Source organism: Sphingomonas kyungheensis (assembly GCF_037120395.1).
GTDB lineage: Bacteria > Pseudomonadota > Alphaproteobacteria > Sphingomonadales > Sphingomonadaceae > Sphingomonas > Sphingomonas kyungheensis.
In genome coordinates, this window is sequence record NZ_JBBBDM010000007.1 from 72,403 (window position 1) to 89,752 (window position 17,350).

A 17,350-nucleotide genomic window follows, 5' to 3' on the forward strand; every position below is an offset into this window, starting at 1 on the left:
CTCCACCACCGCTTGCGCGGCGGTCCCCCTCCCCGTGCCGGGGAGGAGTTGGACCTAGACGAACCCCAGGTTCAGGCTCGCCGCATCGTAATTGCCCGCATTGGGCAGCACCGTCCGGAGATCGCCCGCGCCGACGCCGAACCAGCTCGCCAGCGTCGCGGCATATTGATCCACCGCGATCGTCGGCAGCAGCCGGCCCTGGCCGACGTCGTCGGGCGTACCGTTGCCGAGCTGCGGCGCGGTGCCGTAGAAGCGCTGGCCGCGCACCGCGCCGCCCATCACGAGATGATGGCTGCCCCAGCCGTGATCGGAGCCGTCGTCGTTCGATTGCAGGGTGCGGCCGAAGTCGGAGGCGGTGAAGCTCGTCACCGTGTCGGCGACGCCGAGCGCGACGGTGGTGTCGTAGAAGGCGCGCATCGCGTCGGCGACCTTGCCGATCAGCCCGGGATGCTGCGCGACCAGATTGTCGTGCAGATCGAACCCGCCGATCGACACGAAGAACACCTGCCGCCGGGCGCCGAGCTGCGACGAGACCGAGATCAGCCGCGCGACCATCTTCAACTGATCGGCGAGCGCATTGCCGGTCGGGAACAGGGTGAAGCCGCTGGCCGGCGCGCCGGTCAGCGCGCTGCTCACCTGCGCATAGGTGTCGAGCGCGCGTTTGCTGACGCGGGCATGTTCGTCGGCGAGCAGATTGGTGTTGCCGCCGGTCATCAGGCTGCGCAGCGTCGTCGCCGCCGCGGTCGATCCGTACAGCTTGGTCTGGTTGTTGAGCAGCGCGACCGGACCGCCGGCGCCGATCGCATATTGGACCGCGCTCTTGCCGATGAGATAGACCGCATTGCCGCTGGTGTTGATGCAGGTCAGCGTCGCCGCGCCATTGCCCGACTGGAACAGGTCGCCGATCCGCCCGCCCCAGCCCGAGGTCGCGCCTTCCGGATTGGACGCCTGGAAATAGCTCTGCTGATCGTTGTGGCTGAACAATTTGGGCGGCAGCCGCACTGCATTCTGCTGGAATTGCAGCTTGCTGGTCGGCTGCACCAGCGTGCCGACGTTGAGCGCCACCGCGAGCTTGCCCTGATCGAACAGCGGCAGCAGCGATGCCATCGTCGGCGCCAGCGCATAGCGGCGCGCCTCGGGCAGCGCCTGCGTCGGCTTCAGCACGGTCGCCGCCAGCGTTTCCCGGGTCAGCGCGATATTGGATCGCGCGGCGAGATAGGCGGCGTAGCTCGCCTCGTCATAGGCGGCGACGGTATTGGCGTAATCGTTACCGCCATAGAGGAAGATGCAGACCAGCGCCTTATAGTCGGTCGACACCGCCGCCGCCGCCTCGCCGATCGCGGCGAGGCTGGTGACGAAGGGCGTCGCCACCCCCGCCATGCCGAGCGCGGCGGAGCGTTTGAGGAAGGCGCGGCGCGAGGCATCACGCGTGACGTCCATCATGCTCACCGCAGGGTCAGGAATTCGGGGGAGGCGAGCGTCAGCAGCAGCGCGATGCCGACGCGGTTGATCGGGCCGTCGGTCGCGGTGGCCGCGACGCTGTCGACCGCGGCGCGGATCGCGCTCACCGTCGCCGTGCCGAGCTGGCCGGCGGCGAGCACCGTGTTGATCTCGTCGACCAGCGCGGCGCTGTCGCCCGCCTTGGCGATGAGGTCGGCATAATCGGGCTTGGCGTCGCCGGCGCCGTTGGCGATCAGCCCCTGCATGTAATTGACGTAGGCGACGACGCTCTGTTCGTTGGTGATCTGGAATTCGGGGGCGACCAGCCCGGCGCTGCCGATCGCGCTGGCGGGCGGCGTGTAGGCGGGGCGGAAAAAGTTGAAGACGGTCTGGCTGCGTCCCATCGACTGGGCGAGCCGCGTCGACTGGCTCGACGTATCGCCGAATGCCCAGGCGTTGGACGGCGAGTTGACCTTGGCGAGCCGCGCCCAGGCGGTGAGCCGCATCACCGGCTCGCGCAGCTTGCCCGCGCTGGCACTGGTCAGCGCGGTATCGCTGCGCGCCTCGCTGTCGAGCAGGATCGCCTTGATCACCGCCTTCATGTCGCCGCGCACCCCGGCGCCATTGTCGGCGAAGGCCGCGGCGACGCGGCCGACATAGGCGGGGCTCGGATTGCTCGTCACCAGCCGCTGGATCAACTGGCGCGAGACGAAGGGCGGCAGATTGGGATGCGCGAAGATCGTATCGAGCGCGGTCTTGATCGCCGCCATGCCGCCGCCGCTCACCGTCGCGCCGAGGAAGCTCGTGGCGCCGGTCTCGTTGATCGCGCTGTTCATCACCAGCGGCTTGCGCAGGCGATCGGGCGTGCTGTTGTCGCTGGTGGCGAGGCTCAATCCGGTGAACACGCGGGCGAGGCCGCTGACGTCGGCGGGGCCATAGGTTTCGAGCGGAACGCCGTTGGCGGTGCGGACGCTGCCGTCCATATTGAGCTGGTAGAGGCCGAGCGTGAACAGCTGCATCAGCTCGCGCGCGTAATTCTCGTCGGGCTGCGCGCCGGTCTTGGCATTGGCCTTGCGGTTGCCGAGGAAGGTGAGGAACGATGCCATCGCCGCATTGGTGGTGATCGCGTCGAGGATCGTGCGGTAATTGCCGAAGGCATTGTCGAGCAGCAGGTCGACATAGGCGCCGACCGCGAACGGCCGCCAGCTGAGATTGACGCCGCCGATACCGACGACGAGCAGGTCGAGCAGCGCCATGCCGACGCGCTGGCGCAGCTGATCGGGCTCGACGATCATCTGCCGCCACAGGCTCGCGTCGAACCCCGCCTCGCTGTTGATGTTGGCGGAGGCGTTGTAGCCGTTGGCGACGAGCCAGTCCCAGTGGCTGGTCGCGCGCGGCATAGCGAACTGGTCGTCGATCCAGCCTTCGTAGCGCCGGCTGATCACACTATCGATCATCGCGCGGGTGCCGCCCATCGTCGCCTGGGCGAGGAACCGGCTCGCCTGCGTCGCGGTGATCGCGGCGGGAAGGACGGTGACGGGGGCGCTCGCCGTCGGGGTGCCGCCGCCGTCGCCGCTGCCGCCACCGCAGGCGGCGAGCAGCAGCGCCGGTACCGCGGCCGCGCCCGCCTGCCATGGCGTCGCGGCGGCGATCGGCGCCGCGTCGTCGGCGGACACGCGGTCCACCCTGTCATCCAGCACTGGAACGGTCCCCCCTGCCACGCTCCCCACAAGCGTTAACGGCCATACGAGGGATATAGCCGATACGGTCTTAACGAAGAGGCTTAACGCGCTTCGCTTCGCCGCATCCCGGCCGGCGTCTATCGCCCGAGGTGCGAGACCAATCGCTTGAGATCGGCGGGTGCGAGGCGCCGGACGTCGAGCGCGTCGACGCCGGCGACGAGCACCGCGCCGAGCCGGCGTTCGCCGGTGTCGATCAGGATGCCGTCGGCGGTCGAGCGCAACGCGCCCCACGGTACCTCGCGCACCGCGATGCTCGCGCCCTGGCGGATCATCACCGCGACGCGCCCGGCGCGGTCGACCGCGAGCGCGCCGCCGCCGTCGGCACCGACCACCGCACCCTGCGTGTCGAATCCGGCGAGCGACCGTTCCGCCGCCTCCGCCGCCTCTTCGGGGCTGCCGATCCGCTTCGGCCGGCGGCGGCGCAGCACCATGACGATGGCGAGCACGAGCAGCACCGCCACCACCGCGGCGGCGGCCGCGATCACGATCGTCTGGTCGGCAGGCGCGCTCATTGGCCGGCGGCGAGCGCGTCCAGCGTCGGCCGCATCGCGCCGAGATCATAGCCCGCCCCGCGCGCCTGCGCGACGAGCAGCGCCGGGTCGCGCCCCGCCTTGGCCGCGGCGAGCGCCCACAGGTTGCAGCTGCGCGTCCCCGAGCGGCAATAGGCGAGCACCGGCCCGTCGGCGGCGGTCAGCGCGGCGGCCATCGCATCGATCTGCGGGTGCGAGAAGCCGGCATGCGTGACCGGGATCGCGCTATAGGCGAGACCCGCCGCCTCGGCCGCGGCACGGATCGCGTCACCGGCCGGCTGGCCGCCCTCTTCGTCGTCGGGACGGTTGTTGACGATCGCGACGAACCCGGCTGCCTTGATCGCCGCCATGTCGTCGGCGGTGATCTGCGGGGCGACGCTGATCCGGTCGTTGATGGTGCGAATGTCGGCCATCCGGTCTTATTAGGCGATCGGCGGAGATTCGTCAGCCTTTTTGGATGCATTTCCGCTTGGATGTGATGATTTCGCCGCCGGTCTAGCCGGCCGCGCGGATCACCTCGACGAAGGCGTCGCCATAGGCCTCCAGCTTGCGCGCGCCGATCCCCGACAGGTGCATCAGCTCGGCGCGGCTGGTCGGCCGCTGCGCCGCCATCTCGCGCAGCACCGAATCGTGGAAGATGACATAGGGCGGCACCCCCGCCGCCTTGGCGAGATCGCGGCGGCAGACGCGCAGCGCCTCGAACAGCGGATCGTCGGCCGGATTGGTGGCGATGCCCGCGTCGCGCTTGCGGCTGCGCGTCCGCTTCGGCGGCACGACCAACGTCACCCGCGCGCCTTCCTTGAGGATCGGCCGTGCGCCCGGCCCGAATTCGAGCCCGCCGTGCGCATTGGTGCGCAGCGCGTCGCGCAGCAGCAGCGCGCGCGCCACCGGCTTGATCAGCGCCGCCTCTTCGCCGTCGACGATCCCCCAGACCGACAGCGATTCATGGCCGCGATCGACGCTGCGCTCGGTCGACTGGCCGAGCAGCACCTGCTCGACATAGCCGGCGCCGAACATCTGCCCGGTGCGGAACACCGCGGAGAGGAATTTCATCGCGGTCTGCGTCGCGTCGACCGCATCGGGCGAGCCGAGGCAATTGTCGCAATTGCCGCAATCCTCCTGCCGGTCCTCGCCGAAATGCTTGAGCAGGATGCGGCGGCGGCAGCCCGCGGTCTCGACCAATGCGCCGAGCGCGGCGAGCCGCGCGCGCTCGCCCGCCTGCCGTTCGGGCTCGACCTCGCCGATCCGCTGGCGGGCGCGGGCGAAATCCTCCGCACCCCAGAACAGATGCGCCACCGCCGGGTCGCCGTCGCGCCCGGCGCGGCCGGTCTCCTGATAATAGGCCTCGATCGATTTGGGCAGGCCGGCATGCGCGACGAAGCGGACGTCGGGCTTGTCGATCCCCATGCCGAACGCCACCGTCGCGCAGATCACCATGTCTTCGGACGCGACGAAATCGGCCTGGTTCTTCTGGCGGATGTGCGTCTCGAGCCCGGCATGATAGGCGCGCGTCGGCCGGCCGGTGCGGGCGAGCGCCTCGGCGAGCTTCTCGGTGGCGGCGCGGGTCTGCGCATAGACGATGCCGGGGCCAGGCGTCGCGGCGATGACGTCGGCGATCTGCTTGGTGGTGTTCGCCTTGGGGGTGATCGCATAGCGGATGTTGGGCCGGTCGAAGCCGGAGACGATCAGCCCGTCCGCCGGAATGCCGAGCTGCTGGAGGATGTCGCTGCGGGTATGCGCGTCGGCGGTGGCGGTCAGCGCCAGCCGCGGCACCTCCGGAAACGCATCCATCAGCGGCGCGAGCAGGCGATAATCGGGGCGGAAATCATGGCCCCATTCGCTGACGCAATGCGCCTCGTCGATCGCGAACAGGCTCAGCTTGGCGCTCGCCAGCAGCTCGCGGAAATGCCCGGTCGAGGCGCGTTCGGGCGCGATATACAGCAGGTCCAGCTCGCCGGCGCGGAAGCGCGCGATCGACTCGGCACGGTTCTGATCGGCGCTGGTCAGCGTCGCGGCGCGGATGCCGACCGCCTCGGCGGCACGCAGCTGGTCGTGCATCAGCGCGATCAGCGGCGAGACGACGACGCACGTCCCCTCCATCATCACCGACGGCAATTGGTAGCACAGCGACTTGCCCGCGCCGGTCGGCATCACCCCCAGCGTCCGCTCACCGGCGAGCACGCGTTCGACGACCTGCTGCTGCACGCCGCGGAATCCGGGAAAGCCGAAGACGCGCGACAGGGTGGGCAGGGGATCGGGGATCATCATCGCGCCATGTAGGCGTGGGGGCGGTCGGCGTCGAGGCGCGGCTTTATTAGCCTTGAAGCTAATTAGCGGATCGGCTAAATAAGGCGCGTGGACAAGGTATTCGACGCCCTCGCGCATCCGACGCGCCGCCGTATCCTCGAACTGCTCAAGGCGGGCGGGATGACGGCGGGCGATCTGGCGGAGGCCTTTGCGGTTTCGAAGCCGACGATGTCGGGGCATTTCGCGCGGCTGCGCGACGCCGGGCTGATCCAGGGCGAAACCCGCGGCACCAGCATGGTCTACACGCTCAACCTCTCGGCGCTCGAAGAGGTGATGATGGCGTTCATGGGCCGGCTGCGCGTCGGCGGCGACGCTGACGATGATCGGGAGGAACACGCATGAGCTATCGACGCATCACGCTCGCATCGCTGCTAACCGTCGCCGGGCTGGGGTTGATCGCCGCGACCGCGTTACAGCGGCTGCCGACGGGCACGAGCCTGCCGGTACATTGGAACGGGGCGGGACAGGCGAATGGCTTTGCGTCCGCCGACCGCGCCCTGTTCATGCCGGTGGTATCGGCGGCCGTGATCAGCCTCGTCATGGCGATACTGCCGCGGATCGAGCCGATGCAGCATCGCCTGCAGCAAAGCGCGCCGCTCTACCGGACGGCGTGGGCGGGACTGCTCGGCATGATGATCCTGACCGAGATCGTCATCGCGGCACCGGCGTTCGGCCTGTGGCTGCCGGCGACGCTGCATCTCGCGGCCGGCGGCCTGCTGCTGATCGTCCTCGGCAACGCCCTGCCCAAGTCCCGCCCCGGTTTCTTCGTCGGCATCCGCACGCCATGGACCCTGACGGACCCGGAGAACTGGATCGCGACCCACCGGCTCGGCGCCCGGACGATGATCCTCGGCGGCGTGATGATCGTCATGGCGGCCGTGCTGCCGATCGAAGCCGGTATGCGGCAGGCCTGCGTCATCGCCGGGATCATCGTGGCGGTCGCCCCGCCGGTGATCTATTCCTGGTGGTTCTGGCACCGCCGCACGGTTCGCCGATAGGCGCTATTCCGCCGCCAGCGCGCCTTCGCTCGCCCCGGCGACGTCGTCATCCTGCGCCTGGCGCGCCCACATCTCGGCATAGGTGCCGCCGAGCCGGAGCAGTTCGGCATGGGTGCCGCGCTCGGCGACGCGGCCGCCGTCGAGGACGACGATCTGGTCGGCGTGGACCACCGTCGACAGGCGGTGGGCGATGACGATCGTCGTGCGGCCGCGCTCGATCGCCTCGAGCGTATCGAGGATCTCCGCCTCGGTACGGCTGTCGAGCGCGCTGGTCGCCTCGTCGAGGATCAGGATCGGCGGGTTCTTGAGCAAGGTGCGCGCGATCGCGACGCGCTGCTTCTCGCCGCCCGACAGTTTGAGGCCGCGTTCGCCGACGCGGGCGTCATAGCCGTCGGGCTGGCGCTCGATGAAGCCGGCGATCACCGCGCCCGCCGCGGCGGCCTCCACCTCGGCGCGGCTCGCGCCTTCGCGGCCGTAGGCGATGTTGTACCCGATCGTGTCGTTGAACAGTACCGTATCCTGCGGCACGATGCCGATCGCGGCGCGCAGACTCGCCTGCTGGACGTCGCGGATGTCCTGCCCGTCGATCGTGATGCGGCCGGCGGCGACGTCGTAGAAACGGTACATCAGCCGCGCGAGCGTCGACTTGCCCGCGCCCGACGGCCCGACCACCGCGAGCGTGCTGCCCGCCGGCACGTCGAGGTCGAGTCCTTTCAGGATCTCGCGATCGGGATCATAGCCGAAGCGCACGTCCTCGAAACGGACATGGCCCTGCGCGACGGCGAGCGCCGCGGCGCCGGGTGCATCGACCACCTCGGCGGGAGTGTCGATCAGCGCGAACATGCTCGCCATGTCGATCACGCCCTGGCGGATCGTGCGATAGACCATGCCGAGCAGGTCGAGCGGCCGGAACAGCTGCGCGAGCAAGGTCGAGACGAAGACGACGTCACCTGCCGAGAAGCTGCCGCGGCTCCAGCCCCAGGCGACATAGGCCATGCCGCCGCCGAGCATCAGATTGGTGATCAGCGCCTGACCGACGTTGAGCCAGGCGAGGCTGTTCTCCGACTTGGTCGCGGCGGCGGCATAAGCGGAGATGGCGGCATCGTAACGGCGCGCCTCGCGCTCCTCGGCGCCGAAATATTTGACCGTCTCGAAGTTGAGCAGCGAATCGACCGCATGCGCGACCGCGCCGGTGTCGAGGTCGTTCATCTGCGCGCGCAGCGCATTGCGCCAGTCGGTCACCTTCTGTGTGAACAGGATGTAGACCACGACCATCGCCACCGTCGCGACGACCAGCGGCCAGCCGAAGCTGTGCCAGAAGATGCCGAGCACCAGCGCCAGCTCGAGCACCGTCGGCGCGATGTTGAATAGCAGGAAGTAGAGCATCGTATCGATGCTCTTGGTGCCGCGTTCGACCACCTTGGTCACCGCGCCGGTGCGCCGTTCGAGGTGGAAGCGCAGCGACAGGCCGTGCAGGTGGCGGAAGACGTTGGCGGCGAGGCGGCGGGTCGCATCCTGGCCGACGCGCTCGAACACCGCGTTGCGCAGGTTGTCGAACAAGGTCGTCGAGAAACGCGACGCGGCATAGCCGACGACGAGCAGGATCACGATCGTCGCGACGCCGCGATCGCCCACCGCCATCCGGTCGACGGCATATTTCAGCGTATAGGCGGCGCCGAACACCTGGACGAGCTTGCTCATCACGACGAGCGTCATCGCGCCGACGATCCGCGCCTTCAGCGCCGGCTGCCCCGCCGGCCACAGATAGGGCAGGAAGCGGCGCAGCGTCGGCAGCAGCGGCTGGTCGGCACGGGTGTGGCTGGTCGGATCGGTCGGCGGCATTGCCACCCATGTAAGTGCTGACGGGGCCATGCGAAAGCGACGCGGCGGAACATAAGGCCACCGTCGCGGATTTTAGCGGTCAGACAGCGAGGCTTTTATGGAACCGCTCTTCTACGTCATGGCGATCATGGGCTGCGCGGACGGCAACGTCCAGTGCACCGAGGCGCGTATCGTGCCGACGCATTATACGTCGATGGCGCAATGCCGCGCGGCGCTGACCGACCAGCTCGCCCGGAATACCGATGTGCCCTATCCGATGATCGGCGCCGCCTGCCGGACCGCCGGCGCGCAGATCGCCAAGGTCGAGGGCAAGGCGAAGCGGTCGTAAGGGTGCACCTGGGGGGGGGGCGTGGCGCAACCGGCCCCCGTCCGTTAGGGCTGAGCCTGTCGAGGCCCGGGCCTCCTCAAGCGAGTTATCTGCGGATATCCGCCCTTCGACAGGCTCGGGGCTAACGGCTTCTCACGGATACAGATCCGAGGCGCCAGTCGTCACCGCGGCCGCTGCCACAATCCCGGATCGCGCGGTACCGCCGCGATCGTCAGCCGCTGCCGCGCATCGATCGCCGCCTGCACGATGAAGCCGAGCTTCTCGCCCTTGCCCGTCGTCACCCGCGCGTCCCACGCCCGTTCGCCGCGCTCCGCCACCTTGTGGCCGATCGCGCCATAGATGCGCGCCGCGGCGAGCACCGCCCAGGCGGAGCGGAACGACAGCGCGCGCGTGCCGATGCGCGCGCTCGCCTCGAACTGTGCGGCGCGGGTGGTCAGGCGGCGGGTGAGCGCGGCGAGCGCCGGGCGGTTGGCTGGCGCCATCACCGCATCGGGCGCGATCCCCGCCTCGGCGAGCCAGTCGGTCGGCAGATAGCAGCGCCCCGCCGCGGCATCCTCGTCGAGATCGCGCGCGATATTGGCGAGCTGGAAGGCGAGGCCGAGGTCGCAGGCACGGTCGAGTACGGCGTCGTCGTCGGGCGATACGCCCATGATCACCGCCATCATGCAGCCGACGACACCGGCGACGTGATAGCAATAGCGCAGCAGATCGTCCTCGGTGCGAGGCCGCCAGCCGTCCGCGTCGAGCCGGAAGCCCTGGATCAGGTCGTGCGCGAAGCGCGGCGGCAGGCGTGTCTCGCCCGCGACGAGGCGCAGCGCGTCGAACGCGGGCACGCCGATGACGTCGCCGGCAAGCGCCGCATCGGTGAGCGTCGCCATCGCCGCGATCCGCGCCGGCGCATCCTCGACCACCGACATGACGTGGCCGTGATCCTGCCCGTCGGCGATATCGTCGCAGGCGCGGCACCAGGCGTAGAGCAGCCACGCCCGCTCGCGCGTCCGCCGGTCGAACAACAGGCTTGCGGCCGCGAAGCTCTTCGACCCGCGCGCGATCGATTCGTGCGCGGTGGCGACGATCGCGTCGCGGCTCGGGCCGGCGCTAGAGGTCAGACGTCTTCATCCGCACGATCGGCTGCGTCGGCTGATGCGCCGCCATCTGCGCGAGCAGCCCGTCGAGCGTGTCGTCGACGATCAGCAGGTCGCGATGTTGCGGGCGCAGGAAGCCGACCTCGGCCGATTTGTGCCAGAAGGCGATGAGATCGTCATAATAGCCGGCGACGTTGAGCAGCCCGACCGGATCGGCGTGATAGCCGAGCTGCGCCCAGCTCAGCGCCTCCCACAATTCGTCCATCGTGCCGGTGCCGCCGGGGATGGTGACGAACCCGTCCGACAGGTCGGTGAACAGCGCCTTGCGCGCGTGCATGCCCGCGACGACGTGCAGCTCGGTGAGGCCGCGATGCGCCACTTCGGCATCGACCAGCGCCTGCGGGATGACGCCGATCACCTCGCCCCCCGCCGCCAGCGCACCATCGGCGACCGCGCCCATCAATCCGAGCCGGCCGCCGCCATAGACGAGGCCGATGCCGCGCTCGGCGAGCGTGCGACCGACCGTGCGGGCGGAGTCGAGATAGATGGGGTCGGCGGGCGTCGCGGAGCCGCAATAGATGGCGAGGCGTTTCATGCTCCTGCCGCTACGCGACCGCGCGCCGGGCGACAAGCGGCGCGGGGCATCGGAGGGCATCCTCTTCCGCGCCGCACCCTCATTCCGCCGCCTGCACGTCCTCGGGCAGCGCCCAGATCAGGTCGCCGGGGCTGAGCGTGCGGCCGTCGTGCGCATGTACCGCCACCGGCGCGATCGGTCGCTGGTCGCGCGCGTCGACGAGGACGGGGAAGGCCGGCTCGCCCAATTCCCAGCGCTCGCCCCATTGGCGCAGCGCGACCATCGTCGGCAGCAGCGCATGCCCCTTGTCGGTCAGCGTATAGCGGATCCTGCGCCGGTCCTTGGGCAGCGGCTCGCGTTGCAGGATGCCGTGATCGACCAGCCGCGCCAGCCGGTTGGCGAGGATGTTGCGCGCGATGCCGAGCTCCGCCTGGAACGCCTCGAAATGATGCAGGCCGTTGAACGCGGCGCGCAGGATCAGGAACGACCAGCGTTCCCCCATCGCCTCGAGCGCTGCGGGCAGGCTGCAGCCGCGCAGCGATTCGCGTAAGGGTGGGGGCTTGGCCGTCGTCATGCCGGCGCAGCCTAGCCGATCGCGCGGCGGCCGGCGACCGGCGTGCCGCGGTCTGCTCATCGAAATCGTACACGTATCCGCAACAAGATGTTGCAAAGCACCATCGGCCTCCCCCATGTGGTCGACGTGCTACGGCAATATGAACTGGTCGACCGCGTGCTCGACTATGACCCGGATGCGGACGAGGCGCTGCTCAACCGCGCCTACGTCTTCTCGATGCAGGCGCACGGCAGCCAGAAGCGCGCGAGCGGCGATCCCTATTTCAGCCATCCGATCGAGGTGGCGGGCATCCTCACCGACCTCAGGCTCGACGACGAGACGATCGCCACCGCGATCCTGCACGATACGATCGAGGATACGGTCGCGACGCCCGAGGAGATCACCCGGTTGTTCGGCGGCAATGTCGCGCGGCTGGTCGACGGCGTGACCAAGTTGAGCAAGATCGAGGCGCAGACCGAGAACGAACGCGCCGCCGAGAATCTGCGCAAGTTCCTGCTCGCCATGTCGGACGACATCCGCGTGTTGCTCGTCAAGCTCGCTGACCGGCTGCACAACATGCGCACGCTCCATCACATCGCCAAGCCCGAGAAGCGGCGGCGGATCGCGAAGGAGACGATGGACATCTACGCGCCGCTCGCCGAGCGGATCGGGATGTACGAGTTCATGAAGGAGATGCAGACGCTCGCCTTCGAACAGCTCGAGCCGGAAGCGTTCGAATCGATCAGCAAGCGGCTTGAACAGCTCAAGACCGGCGGTGGCGACCGGATCGCGCGCATCGCCTCCGGCCTCAAGCTGCTGCTCGGCCGCGCCGGCGTCGAGGCCGAGGTGACGGGGCGCGAGAAACACCCTTATTCGATCTGGCGCAAGATGAGCGAGCGCCACATCAGCTTCGAGCAGCTCTCCGACGTGATGGCGTTCCGCGCGATCGTGCCGACGGTGGAGGATTGCTATCGCACGCTCGGCATCATCCATCGCCGCTGGCCGATGGTGCCGGGGCGGTTCAAGGATTATATCTCGACGCCCAAGCGCAACGGCTATCGCTCGCTGCACACCAGCGTCATCCATGCCGACAATGCGCGCATCGAGATCCAGATCCGCACCGCCGACATGCATGCCGAGGCCGAATTCGGCCTCGCCGCGCACTGGGCGTACAAGGAAAAGAAGGTTCGCGCCGACAGCCAGCACAGCTGGATCGCCGATCTGGTCGAGATCCTCGAAACCGCGGGCAGCCCCGAAGAGCTGCTCGAACATACCCGCATGGCGATGTATCAGGATCGCATCTTCGCCTTCACGCCGAAGGGCGAGCTGATCCAGCTGCCCAAGGGCGCGACGCCGATCGATTTCGCCTATGCGGTGCACACCGATCTCGGCGACCAGGCGGTCGGTGCCAAGATCAACGGCCGCGTCGTGCCGCTGTCGACGGTGATCGAGAACGGCGATCAGGTGCAGGTGCTGCGCTCCAAGGGGCAGGTGCCGCAGCCCGGCTGGCTCAACTTCGCGATCACCGGCAAGGCGCTCGCCGGTATCCGCCGCTACCTGCGCAACCGCGAGCGCGACGAGCTGATCGCACTCGGCCGCAAGCTGTACGACGATATCGTCCGCCGCCTGCCCGCGCAGCTCGGCAGCGACGCGCTCGACCATGCGCTGTCGCGGCTCAACCTCGGCGACGAGGCGGCGCTGATGGCGGCGATCGCGCGACGCACCCTGTCCGACCATGCGGTGATGGAGGCTCTGATGCCGGGATCGGCGGGGGCCGACGTCGCGCCGCTCGCGCCGCAGTCCACCGCGATCTCGATCAAGGGGCTGACGCCGGGCGTCGCCTTCGACCTCGCCGAATGCTGCCATCCGGTGCCGGGCGACCGGATCGTCGGGCTGCGCCGCCCCGATGCGGGGATCGAGGTCCATGCGATCGACTGCCCGGTGCTCGCCGAACTCGCCGAGCGCGGCACCGACGAGACCGACTGGGTCGACGTCGACTGGGGCGACAAGAGCGACGGCGCGGTGGCGCGGATCAGCGTGCAGGTGAAGAACGAACCCGGCGCACTCGGCATCGTCTCGACGATCATCGGCGCGCATCGCGCGAACATCATCGCACTGCGGCTCGATACGCGCGATTCGATGTTCCACACCAACGTCATCGACGTCGAGGTGCATGACGTGCAGCAACTGATGCGGCTGATCGCGGCGCTGCGCGCGGCGGATGCGGTGAATGCGGTGGAGCGGGTGTGATGCCGGCGGCGGCATTGCTGCGCCGCCGGCGATGAGAGAGTTTAATTCGGGCTTGGATGATCGTTGCTTGTCTCGATATTGAAATAGTATCTGTCGAAGCCATTGCCGGTGACGGAACATTTCGGTAGCGGATCGCCGTCGTAGCGGGAGGCGGATGCCGATACGAATTCACCGGTTGACGTCTTGTACGTGATGCCGAACATGCAAACCGGGGTATTGGTTTTTTTGGTATCGCGGTCTTCGTAGCTATACGACGCCTTGAACCAGACTTCGGTATAATAGGCTACATCCAGCATGCGGATTCTGCCCATCTTGCTTTTGCCGGCCTCGATCGTACCGTCTATCCGATCGGTCACGGTGCCGTCATCATGGCCGGTGCCGTAGCGAGCACTATTCTCTATATCATAGATTGTAACTAGATAGGGGGTATTGTTCGTTAAGGTTATCCAATAGTTATGATCTGAGACCTGAGCGTTTGCCGTTGCTGAAGCGCCGACTGTTACGGCGAAAAGGAGAGCGGCGGTAATTAGACGAAGGGGATTTTTCATTGACGTTCTCCGATCAACGAATTGAACGACTGTTGCGGACGGCATATTCATGCCAGAAATCCTTGAAGAGTTCGGTCAAGTAATAATTGCTGCTGGTGACGTGGATGGGCTGATCAAGCCAGTTTGAAATAGTCGCGCCGACAAATGCGCCGGGACTTACGAGTGATTTTCGCATATCATAATTGACAAAATGCGTGCCGGTGAATTTTGCACCACGAAAGTCAGTATCGCTGACTACATCTTGGTAACTCTGGCTGCTGCCAGTCAAATATGATGATCCCGCGCTGGAACTGTAGCTCCTAAATTCCGCGTTCGAAAAATCGCATCCGGAGAAATCCATCCCGGTCATGACACAGTCAATAAACTGCGCACTTCGAAAACTCTTATTTTTAACCTCTAAATTCATATTCCTGAGGTCGAGACTGGATAGAATCAATCTCGTACTGCTATCTTTAAAAGATACCCCGTCAACTTTGCTATTTTCGAGTAAAACGTAACCGCCCTCGATATGGCTGAAATCGGCATTCGTCGCGTCGAGGCGGCAAGCGATTATATTTCCTTTGATGTGCTGAAAATTAGCGTTCTCGATTGACCCCGTTATAAACTTCGAGTTGGTTATCGTTGCACTATCAAAATTTGCGTTTGAGAAATTACAATCACGTGCATATAGTTCGTGTTGAAATACGGCGTTCGAAAAATCACATTTTGAAAAGTTACACCTTCCAACGCCATAGCTCTTGAAATCGTAATTTCTGTTGTGTTTGACGGCCTCTTCATCCTCGAAATTGAATGAAAACGTCGCCCCTGCAAACGAACTGTCGCTGAAATTAGAATCGTCTATATCGGTGTGGTCGAAGCTCGCTTTGGTGAAGCTGGTGCCGACCGCGGTAACGCCGCGCAGGTTCGACTTGCTGAATGTCGCGCCGTCGAACTTCGCGCCACTCAGCGTGGCGCCGCTGAAGTCGACCCCGGTCAGGTCCTTGCCCGTCAGGTCGGCGCCGCTGAGGTCGGCGCCGCGCAGGTCGAGCTTCGACAGGTCGGTGCTGCGCAGATCCTGACCGTGCAGATCGAGCTTGGGCGGCGGCGGCGTGTCGGGCGCCTTGCCCTGTTCGGTCAGCACCACAGCGGCAGCGTCACCCGACAGCTTCTGGATGCCTTGCGCACCCGGTTTGGTTTCCGCTGCCGCTGGCTTGGGGTCCGTGGCGGGTGCGGTGGTCTCCGATCGGGGCGGTTCGCTCGCCTGAACCGGAGCGGCTGATACGGTCGTGACGTTCATCGCTTACTCCTTTCTTGCTTGGTCCAGACTCATTGTAGCAAGAAAAGGGGAAGGCATCGTGACTCATCCCGGGTTATCAAATAACCTTATCGTTCCATTTGACTCTTTCTGCATGGTGTCAAACATTCAAACAGTAGTTTCGTTTGCAAACGATCGCGCGCGTGACTCGGTAGCCAGGTGAAGACATCTGTAATATCACCGACATGCCGGCGTGACGGGTGACGGATACCGATTACGCAACGATGTTGGGTGCGATCGCTGGCCGGCACCGGCGCGACGTCGAGATCCCGCCCGCGGGTTCCGGGCGGGCGGGATCGGATTCGTCTTGCCGGAAGGCGGGCGATCAGCCGAAATGCTGCCTGCGCGCACTGTCCCGCGGCCATGCATCCCGGAACACGGTCTTGATGTCATAACGGTCGCTCGACACGAACGTCGGCGTATCGTCGCCATAGCCGATCGTCGTCCCGCGCAGCGCGCCGGCGTCGAGTTGCGCCTTGCGCAGGTCGAAGTCGCGGAAGGACGCACCTTCGAACCGCGCATTGTGGAAGTTGACGCCGGATACGATGCTCGCGCTCTGCCGGCCCGTCGAGCTGAGATAGGGGCTGGCGATCACCGGCCCGGTGCTGCGGAACGTCGCGCCGCGGAAGTCGAAGCCCGAGAAGTCCATCCCCGTCATCACGCAATCGGTGAATGCGGCGTTGCGCAGGTCCTTGTGCGCGACGGAGAGGTCGACATGCCGCAGATCGATCGCGGTGGCGGTCAACTGCACGTTGCTGTCGGCGAAGCTGGCACCATCGACCTTGCTCGTCCGGAGGCGGATGGTCGCGCCGTCGATATGCCGGAAATCGGCGTTGGTCGCATCCATATGGTCGGTGGTCAGTATGCCGGCGATCCGTTCGAAGCTCGCGCCCCGCATGCTGCCCTGGGCGAACGTCACAGTCCCGAGCCTCGCACCATCGAAGGTCGCGCCGTCGAGGCTGGACCCGACGATCGTCGCGCCGGCCTCGAACACCGCGCGGGAGAAATCGGCGTTGGTGAACTTACTCTTCCTGATGACATAGCCGGCACCGATCGTCGTGACCTCGTCGCCTGCCATATCGTCGACGAAGCCGCCGAAACGGGCATCGGCGAACCTGGCCCCGGTGAAATCGGCCTCGCTGAGATCGCTCAGGTCGAAATGCGCCTTGGTGAAGCTGGCGCCGGTCGCCTTGACGCCGTGAAGATTGGTGCCAACCAGCGTCGCCCCGTCGAGCCTGGCACCCGCGAGATTGGCGCCGCTGAGATCGAGTCCGGACAGATCCTTGCCGGTCAGGTCGACGCCGCTGAGGTCGGCGCCGCGCAGGTCGAGCGTCTTGAGGTCGACGTCGCGCAGATCCTGGCCATGGAGGTCGAGCCGCCCCGACGCCCCGCGCCGGAAGCCCTGCTGGCTGAGCACCACCGCCGCGGCGAGCGGGGCCAGCCGCCGGATGCCGGTCGTCCCGGTGGCGACGGTCACCGCGACCGGATCGGGGGCCGGGATGCCGGCCGGCGGCGTCACCGCGATCGGGTCGTCGCCGCCTGCCGGCGACACGGTGAGCGCCGTTCGTGCAATCATCATCTTATGTCTCCGGTAGGATGTACTTCTCCGTCATTGTAGAGAGGCATCACCGACCGATCCGTCATAAAGCCGGGACGACGCGTCTAAGTCATGGCGGGCAACACGTTATTTATTTTGTCAGTACATCGACTCGGTTGCGGTCGTTTCGAGACCATATCGGGACAATAGAGACGCCAATCGGCGCACGGCGGATTCGGTGTCGCGGCGGGCGGTATCCCGCACCGGGCGCCACCCCCGCCCCCCGCAATCGCCTTCGACAAGCCCCCTGCCGAGCGGCTAG

The 17,350-nt window shown here is 66.8% G+C and carries 16 protein-coding genes; 4 read left to right on the top strand and 12 right to left on the bottom strand.

Annotation, left to right across the window (positions count from 1 at the left end; translation table 11 throughout):
• Positions 1 to 54: 54 nt before the first annotated feature.
• From V8201_RS13830 to recQ, 5 genes are all read right to left on the bottom strand, one after another.
• The gene (locus V8201_RS13830) at positions 55 to 1,440 is read right to left on the bottom strand and encodes a DUF1501 domain-containing protein (protein WP_336545651.1); all 1,386 of its coding nucleotides are present in this window, start codon (positions 1,438 to 1,440) and stop codon (positions 55 to 57) included.
• Positions 1,441 to 1,445: 5 nt separating this feature from the next.
• Positions 1,446 to 3,116, bottom strand: a complete 1,671-nt coding sequence (locus V8201_RS13835) for a DUF1800 domain-containing protein (RefSeq protein WP_336545652.1) — start codon at positions 3,114 to 3,116, stop codon at positions 1,446 to 1,448.
• A 143-nt stretch (positions 3,117 to 3,259) separates the two neighbouring features.
• On the bottom strand, positions 3,260 to 3,694 hold the full coding sequence (locus tag V8201_RS13840) for a hypothetical protein (protein ID WP_336545653.1): 435 nt from the start codon (positions 3,692 to 3,694) through the stop codon (positions 3,260 to 3,262).
• Complete coding sequence (locus V8201_RS13845; RefSeq protein WP_037531621.1) at positions 3,691 to 4,125, bottom strand: protein tyrosine phosphatase family protein; 435 nt, start codon at positions 4,123 to 4,125, stop codon at positions 3,691 to 3,693. Before V8201_RS13845 ends, V8201_RS13840 begins: the two co-directional genes overlap by 4 nt.
• 82 nt (positions 4,126 to 4,207) lie before the next feature.
• Complete coding sequence (gene recQ / locus V8201_RS13850; protein WP_336545654.1) at positions 4,208 to 5,977, bottom strand: DNA helicase RecQ; 1,770 nt, start codon at positions 5,975 to 5,977, stop codon at positions 4,208 to 4,210.
• A gap of 90 nt (positions 5,978 to 6,067) precedes the next feature.
• On the opposite strand from recQ, the gene V8201_RS13855 reads away from it, so the two are divergent.
• Positions 6,068 to 6,361 carry a metalloregulator ArsR/SmtB family transcription factor gene (locus V8201_RS13855; protein ID WP_037531624.1) on the top strand — a complete coding sequence of 98 codons (294 nt, stop codon included), beginning with the start codon at positions 6,068 to 6,070 and terminating at the stop codon, positions 6,359 to 6,361.
• A 50-nt stretch (positions 6,362 to 6,411) separates the two neighbouring features.
• The gene (locus tag V8201_RS13860) at positions 6,412 to 7,017 is read left to right on the top strand and encodes an SdpI family protein (RefSeq protein ID WP_336545655.1); all 606 of its coding nucleotides are present in this window, start codon (positions 6,412 to 6,414) and stop codon (positions 7,015 to 7,017) included.
• A 3-nt stretch (positions 7,018 to 7,020) separates the two neighbouring features.
• Here the strand turns inward: V8201_RS13860 and V8201_RS13865 are convergent, their stop codons facing one another.
• Positions 7,021 to 8,859 (bottom strand): ABCB family ABC transporter ATP-binding protein/permease, encoded by a 1,839-nt coding sequence (locus V8201_RS13865; RefSeq protein WP_336545656.1) that lies wholly within the window; start codon positions 8,857 to 8,859, stop codon positions 7,021 to 7,023.
• A 97-nt stretch (positions 8,860 to 8,956) separates the two neighbouring features.
• Between V8201_RS13865 and V8201_RS13870 the strand changes: the two genes are divergently transcribed.
• Positions 8,957 to 9,187 (top strand): hypothetical protein, encoded by a 231-nt coding sequence (locus V8201_RS13870; protein WP_271299918.1) that lies wholly within the window; start codon positions 8,957 to 8,959, stop codon positions 9,185 to 9,187.
• Between the two features lie 161 nt (positions 9,188 to 9,348).
• Here V8201_RS13870 and V8201_RS13875 read toward each other — a convergent pair whose 3' ends face one another.
• From V8201_RS13875 to V8201_RS13885, 3 genes are all read right to left on the bottom strand, one after another.
• Entirely contained in the window at positions 9,349 to 10,296 is a 948-nt protein-coding gene (locus tag V8201_RS13875; protein ID WP_336545688.1) for a phytoene/squalene synthase family protein, read from the bottom strand.
• Positions 10,286 to 10,867 (bottom strand): LOG family protein, encoded by a 582-nt coding sequence (locus V8201_RS13880; protein WP_336545657.1) that lies wholly within the window; start codon positions 10,865 to 10,867, stop codon positions 10,286 to 10,288. Before V8201_RS13880 ends, V8201_RS13875 begins: the two co-directional genes overlap by 11 nt.
• Before the next feature lie 79 nt (positions 10,868 to 10,946).
• Positions 10,947 to 11,420, bottom strand: a complete 474-nt coding sequence (locus V8201_RS13885) for a winged helix-turn-helix transcriptional regulator (protein WP_336545658.1) — start codon at positions 11,418 to 11,420, stop codon at positions 10,947 to 10,949.
• A 126-nt stretch (positions 11,421 to 11,546) separates the two neighbouring features.
• Between V8201_RS13885 and V8201_RS13890 the strand changes: the two genes are divergently transcribed.
• Positions 11,547 to 13,649: a RelA/SpoT family protein gene (locus tag V8201_RS13890; protein ID WP_037531698.1), complete on the top strand. Its 2,103-nt coding sequence runs from the start codon at positions 11,547 to 11,549 to the stop codon at positions 13,647 to 13,649.
• A 41-nt stretch (positions 13,650 to 13,690) separates the two neighbouring features.
• Here the strand turns inward: V8201_RS13890 and V8201_RS13895 are convergent, their stop codons facing one another.
• The 3 genes from V8201_RS13895 to V8201_RS13905 form a co-directional block, all read right to left on the bottom strand.
• A complete protein-coding gene (locus V8201_RS13895; RefSeq protein WP_152542102.1) occupies positions 13,691 to 14,197 on the bottom strand; it encodes a hypothetical protein in 507 nt (168 codons plus the stop codon).
• Positions 14,198 to 14,210: 13 nt separating this feature from the next.
• Positions 14,211 to 15,473, bottom strand: coding sequence for a pentapeptide repeat-containing protein (locus V8201_RS13900; protein ID WP_271299920.1), 1,263 nt, complete (start codon positions 15,471 to 15,473; stop codon positions 14,211 to 14,213).
• A 343-nt stretch (positions 15,474 to 15,816) separates the two neighbouring features.
• Complete coding sequence (locus V8201_RS13905) at positions 15,817 to 17,067, bottom strand: pentapeptide repeat-containing protein (RefSeq protein WP_336545659.1); 1,251 nt, start codon at positions 17,065 to 17,067, stop codon at positions 15,817 to 15,819.
• Positions 17,068 to 17,350 lie beyond the last annotated feature (283 nt).